The organism is Neobacillus sp. FW104-15D2 (assembly GCF_058790155.1).
Genome location: NZ_JBYTCJ010000004.1, coordinates 203,778 through 209,996, shown reverse-complemented (window position 1 = coordinate 209,996; position 6,219 = coordinate 203,778). Strand labels below are relative to the sequence as shown.

General features: G+C 42.0%; 5 protein-coding genes. All 5 read right to left on the bottom strand.

What is annotated here, in order from left to right; all coding sequences use genetic code 11:
- Positions 1-108: 108 nt before the first annotated feature.
- Positions 109-1,407: a phosphopyruvate hydratase gene (gene eno, locus AC3WR0_RS05590; RefSeq protein ID WP_492551373.1), complete on the bottom strand. Its 1,299-nt coding sequence runs from the start codon at positions 1,405-1,407 to the stop codon at positions 109-111.
- A 58-nt stretch (positions 1,408-1,465) separates the two neighbouring features.
- On the bottom strand, positions 1,466-2,998 hold the full coding sequence (gene gpmI / locus AC3WR0_RS05585; protein WP_492551372.1) for a 2,3-bisphosphoglycerate-independent phosphoglycerate mutase: 1,533 nt from the start codon (positions 2,996-2,998) through the stop codon (positions 1,466-1,468).
- Positions 2,991-3,752 (bottom strand): triose-phosphate isomerase, encoded by a 762-nt coding sequence (gene tpiA, locus AC3WR0_RS05580; RefSeq protein ID WP_492551371.1) that lies wholly within the window; start codon positions 3,750-3,752, stop codon positions 2,991-2,993. The genes gpmI and tpiA overlap by 8 nt, the downstream gene beginning before the upstream one ends.
- A 35-nt stretch (positions 3,753-3,787) precedes the next feature.
- Positions 3,788-4,972: a phosphoglycerate kinase gene (locus AC3WR0_RS05575; RefSeq protein ID WP_492551370.1), complete on the bottom strand. Its 1,185-nt coding sequence runs from the start codon at positions 4,970-4,972 to the stop codon at positions 3,788-3,790.
- A 203-nt stretch (positions 4,973-5,175) separates the two neighbouring features.
- On the bottom strand, positions 5,176-6,183 hold the full coding sequence (gene gap / locus AC3WR0_RS05570) for a type I glyceraldehyde-3-phosphate dehydrogenase (RefSeq protein WP_492551369.1): 1,008 nt from the start codon (positions 6,181-6,183) through the stop codon (positions 5,176-5,178).
- Positions 6,184-6,219 lie beyond the last annotated feature (36 nt).

Sequence of the window (6,219 nt, the reverse complement as noted above, 5' to 3'; positions counted from 1 at the left end):
GATTTTTTCTGAGGAACACAAAAACCCCGAATAAGGGGCACTTTTTTAATCGTGTCCGTTATTCGGGGTATGGATCAGTCAATGCGCACCTTTTTTGTATATTGAGTCTTATTTTTTTAGATTGTAGAAAGATTTAATTCCGTTGAACTGAGCTGTTTCACCTAATTGATCTTCGATACGAAGTAATTGGTTGTATTTTGCCACACGGTCAGTACGTGATGGAGCACCAGTTTTGATTTGGCCAGCATTTGTAGCAACAGCAATGTCAGCGATTGTAGTATCTTCTGTTTCACCCGAACGGTGAGAGACAACCGCTGTGTAGCCTGCGCGCTTCGCCATTTCAATCGCATCAAAAGTTTCTGTTAATGTACCGATTTGGTTAACTTTGATTAGGATAGAGTTTCCAATGCCATTTGCAATACCTTCAGCAAGCTTTTTAGTGTTTGTAACGAATAAGTCGTCACCAACAAGCTGAACTTTTTTGCCAAGGCGCTCAGTTAATAGCTTGTGGCCTTCCCAGTCATTTTCATCTAAGCCGTCTTCGATTGAGATGATAGGGTATTTAGAAGCAAGCTCTTCATACCAGTCAACCATTTCAGCAGATGTTTTCACAACGCCTTCCCCTGCTAAATGGTATTTGCCGTCTTCTTTGTTATAGAACTCAGAAGATGCAGCATCCATAGCAAGCATAACTTCTTCACCTGGCTTGAAGCCTGCTTTTTCAATTGCAGAAACAATGGTTTGTAATGCTTCTTCGTTAGATCCAAGGTTTGGAGCAAATCCACCCTCGTCACCTACAGCTGTATTTAAGCCTTTTTCTTTTAGAACTGATTTTAAGTTATGGAAAATTTCAGCACCCATGCGAAGAGCTTCTTTAAAGTTTGGAGCTCCAACAGGCATGATCATAAATTCCTGAATATCAACGTTGTTGTCAGCATGCTCGCCGCCATTAACGATGTTCATCATTGGAACTGGAAGCTGCTTAGCATTAAATCCGCCAAGGTATTGATATAAAGGAATATCAAGGTAGTTTGCAGCAGCGTGAGCAGCCGCAAGGGAAACACCAAGAATTGCGTTTGCACCCAATTTACCTTTGTTTTCTGTTCCGTCAAGTGCGATTAATGCTGTGTCAATTCCAACCTGGTCAAGAACACTGAACTCTTCTCCAACCAAATGAGGAGCAATAATTTCATTTACATTATCCACTGCTTTTTGAACGCCTTTTCCAAGAAAACGGCCTTTGTCTCCGTCACGAAGTTCTACTGCTTCATATTCACCAGTAGAAGCACCGCTTGGCACCATTGCGCGTCCAAAAGCGCCTGATTCAGTAAATACTTCAACTTCAATTGTAGGGTTTCCTCGGGAATCTAATACTTCACGAGCATATACATCAACGATAAATGGCATTTGTATCTCTCCTTAGAGTGTAATTTTGATTGAGGGGACTAGCATAGCCCCTCCTTAATTATTTAATAATCGACTTTCCCGTCATTTCAGCAGGCTGCTGAACTCCAAGTAAGTCTAACATAGTTGGAGCCAGGTCGCCCAGGATGCCGCCTTCACGAACCTCAACCCCATTTTTTGTCACAATGACAGGTACAGGATTGGTTGTATGTGCAGTCATTGGCTGGCCTTCAAGTGTTACCACTTCATCTGCATTACCGTGGTCGGCTGTAATAATAGCCGCTCCCCCTTTTGCAAGGATAGCATCTACAACCCGGCCTAAGCACTCATCCACTGCTTCAATAGCTTTAATAGTTGGCTCAAGCATACCGGAGTGGCCTACCATGTCAGGGTTAGCAAAGTTTAAAAGGATCGCATCAAATTTGTCAGCCTCGATTTCCTTTAGAAGGGCATCTGTTACTTCATAAGCGCTCATCTCAGGCTGGAGGTCATAAGTTGCAACCTTTGGTGAATTGATTAGGATTCTTTCTTCCCCAGGGAATTCTTGTTCACGTCCACCGCTCATAAAGAATGTAACGTGAGGATACTTTTCAGTCTCCGCAATTCTCAACTGTGTTAAGTTATTTTGAGATAGCACTTCACCAAGCGTATTATCCAAGTTTGATGGCTTGAAAGCAACATATCCATCAACTGATTCACTAAAATGTGTTAAACACACAAAGTAAAGGTCCTTTGGATGTTTTGGGCCGCGGTCAAATGAACGGAAATCTTGATTTGTAAACGTATTGGATATCTGAATAGCACGGTCAGGACGGAAATTATAAAAAATAACAGCATCATTGTCCTGAATAGTGGCAACCGGCTCACCTTGGTCATCAGTAATGACTGAAGGCAGTACGAACTCATCAAAGATCCCGTTTTGGTATGAATCCTCGACCACTTCTTCTGCACTTGAATAGGAAGGTCCTTCACCATAAACCATGGCACGATAGGACTTTTCAACACGTTCCCAGCGCTTATCTCTATCCATGCTGTAATACCGTCCGGAAATGGTGGCAAATTGCCCAACCCCATACTCCTTCATTTTGTCCAGCGTCTGCTTAATATATGTTTCAGCTGTTTGCGGTCCAACATCACGGCCATCAAGGAAAGCGTGGATATAAACTTTTTCAACGCCTTCAGATGCAGCAAGCTTCAGCAAAGCAAACATATGATTAATATGGCTGTGAACACCGCCATCTGACAAAAGTCCAAATAAATGCAGGCTTGTTCCATTTTTCTTCACATGATCAATTGCTCCAAGGAAGGTTTCATTTTTTTGAAATTCCCCTTCGCGAATCGAAACGTTAACTCTGGTTAAGCTTTGATAAACAATCCGGCCGGCACCAATGTTTAAGTGGCCAACCTCAGAATTCCCCATCTGTCCTTCAGGAAGTCCTACTGCTTCACCGCTTGCAGTCAAATGAGAGTGCGGATAGCTGTTCCAGTAACGATCAAAGTTTGGTTTGTTTGCGTGGGAAACGGCATTCCCTTTTGTTTCGCTCCTGCATCCGAAACCATCCAGGATGATCAGAGCTACTGGAGATTTACTCATACTTTCCTGCCTCCAATAATTGCAAGAATGACTGGACTTCAAGGCTTGCTCCTCCGACTAATGCTCCATCGATATCAGGCTGGCCCATATATTCTTTAATATTTGCAGGTTTTACACTTCCACCGTACTGAATACGAACGGCATCTGCAGCATCCTGTGAAAATTGCTCTGCAACTACCTTACGGATATGAGCACAAACTTCGTTGGCATCCTGAGCACTAGATGATTTTCCTGTTCCGATTGCCCAAATTGGTTCGTATGCAATGACAGTTTGTTTTACCTGTTCTTCGGTTAAACCTTCAAGCGCTTTTTTAACCTGGTTTCCAACTAGCTCATTAGTTTCACCGTTTTCACGCTGTTCCAAAGTTTCACCACAGCAAACGATTGGAGTCAAATTATATTTAAAAGCAGCAAGAGTCTTTTTGTTAACTGTTTCATCGGTTTCGTTGAACATTTCACGTCTTTCAGAGTGTCCAAGAATAACATATTTAACGCCTAGATCAGCTAGAGCTGCAGGGCTGGTTTCACCTGTAAAAGCTCCCTTTTCTTCAAAATGCATATTTTGAGCGCCAATTTCAACATCATGGTCCTTTGTTGTTTCAACAAGACTTGGTAAAAATAATGCTGGGGCACAAATAACAGACTCAATTTCGTTCTTTGAAGGAACGAGGCCGGTTACTTCTTCAGCAAAGCTTTTAGCTTCGGAAAGAGTTTTGTGCATTTTCCAGTTGCCTGCGATAATAGGTTTTCGCATTTCTTGCACGTCCTTTCGTATCGAAAAGTCTTAAATTACTTATCATTTAAAGCGACAACGCCTGGAAGTTCCTTACCTTCCATAAATTCAAGCGAAGCACCGCCGCCAGTAGAAATATGGCTCATTTGTTCAGCCAGGTTGAACTTCTCAACTGCTGCTGCAGAATCTCCTCCGCCGATCACAGAATATGTATCTTTGGATTCAGCAAGTGCTTCTGCTACAGCTTTAGTACCCTGAGCAAATTTATCGAATTCGAAAACGCCCATTGGTCCGTTCCATATAACTAGCTTGGACTTTTTAATAACATCCATGTAAAGCTCCGCTGTTTTTGGACCGATATCGAGCGCTTCCCAGTCTGAAGGGATTGAATCGATAGAAACCTCTTTAGTATTAGCATCAGGTGAAAAATCATCAGCAACAATTGCATCGATTGGCATATAGAAGTTAACACCTTTTTCTTTTGCTTTTGCAATAAAGGAATTAGCAAGGTCAATCTTATCTTCTTCAAGCAAAGACTTCCCAACTTCATTGCCTTGGGCTTTAACGAAGGTATAAGCTAATCCTCCGCCAATAATCAGGTTATCAACCTTTTCTAAAAGATTATCAATAACACCAATCTTATCTTTTACCTTTGCACCGCCAATGATAGCTGTGAAAGGGCGTTCAGGGTTGGATAGAGCTTTTCCCAATACCTCAAGTTCTTTTTCCATCAGGAAGCCGGCAACAGCAGGAAGATGGTGAGCAATTCCTTCTGTGGAAGCGTGCGCTCTGTGAGCAGCTCCGAATGCATCATTTACATATACATCAGCTAGTGCAGCGAATTCCTTTGCTAACTCAGGATCGTTTTTCTCCTCACCAGGATAAAAACGAACGTTTTCAAGTAAAAGCACATCGCCTTCGCTCATTGCTTCAATCTTTTGTTTAACAGAATCTCCGTAGGCCTCATCCGTTTTTTGAACATTCTTTCCAAGAATCTCTCTAAGACGATCAGCAATTGGAGTTAAACGCATTTCTTCAACCACTTTTCCTTTTGGACGGCCAAAGTGGCTCGCAAGAATAACTTTTGCACCTTGTTCCACTAAATAGTTAATGGTTGGCAACGCTGCACGTATCCGTGTTTCGTCAGTTATTTTTCCATCCTGCATTGGAACGTTAAAGTCTACACGGCAAAATACGCGTTTTCCCTTAACATCTACATCTTTTAATGTCTTTTTGTTCATCGAATGGACCTCCTAAATAGAAAAGTGAATCGGGCAGAGTCACCTTTCAAAAGTTTGGCGAAAATTGACGGCGAAAAAATAGTAAAAGGGAGAGGGGAATCCTCCCCGCTCCCCTTTGAAAAGCTTCAATCCATTTCACTTTCATTATTATAGACGTTCCACTAAAGGATATCCAATAATATCCACAGGGGAAGGCTTAATAATTAAAGACCTTTACCAGCGATGTAGTCGATAAGGTCAACAACGCGGTTAGAGTAACCAGTTTCGTTATCGTACCAAGAAATTACTTTTACCATGTTGCCTTCCATAACCATTGTAGAAAGGGCATCGATAGTAGAAGAATTAGTGTTGCCATTGTAGTCGCCGGAAACAAGCGGCTCTTCGCTGTAACCAAGGATTCCTTTTAAGTCACCTTCTGCAGCTTCTTTTAAAGCATTGTTGATATCTTCAACAGTTACTTCTTTTTCAAGGTCAGCAACAAGGTCAACTAAAGAAACGTTTGGAGTTGGAACACGCATTGCTCCGCCGTTTAATTTACCTTTTAATTCAGGCAATACAAGGGATACTGCTTTAGCAGCTCCAGTAGTTGTAGGAATAATGTTTTCCGCAGCTGCACGAGCACGACGGTAGTCTTTGTGCGGAAGGTCAAGAATTTGCTGGTCGTTTGTGTATGAGTGAATGGTAGTCATCATACCGCGCTTGATTCCGAATTTGTCGTTTAATACTTTTGCAAATGGAGCCAAGCAGTTTGTTGTACAAGATGCGTTAGAAATTACATTGTGGCTAGCTGCATCGTATTTGTCTTCATTAACGCCCATAACGATTGTGATATCTTCGTCAGAAGCTGGAGCAGAAATGATAACTTTTTTAGCGCCTGCTTCAAGGTGTTTAGCTGCATCAGCACGCTTTGTGAAACGGCCAGTAGATTCTACAACTACTTCTACACCTAGCTCGCCCCAAGGAAGCTGAGCTGGGTCACGTTCAGCAACAACTTTTACTTTATGTCCGCCAACTACTAGGTAGTCGCCATCAACTTTAACATCTTCCTGAAGAGTTCCGTGTACGGAATCGTATTTTAAAAGGTGTGCAAGCATGTTTGCATCTGTAAGGTCATTTACTGCTACTACTTCAACGTTAGGATTTCTAAGAGCCGCACGGAAAACTACACGTCCGATACGTCCAAATCCGTTAATACCAACTTTAACTGTCATAATTAATTTCCTCCTTTAAATTGGATAAGGATTAAT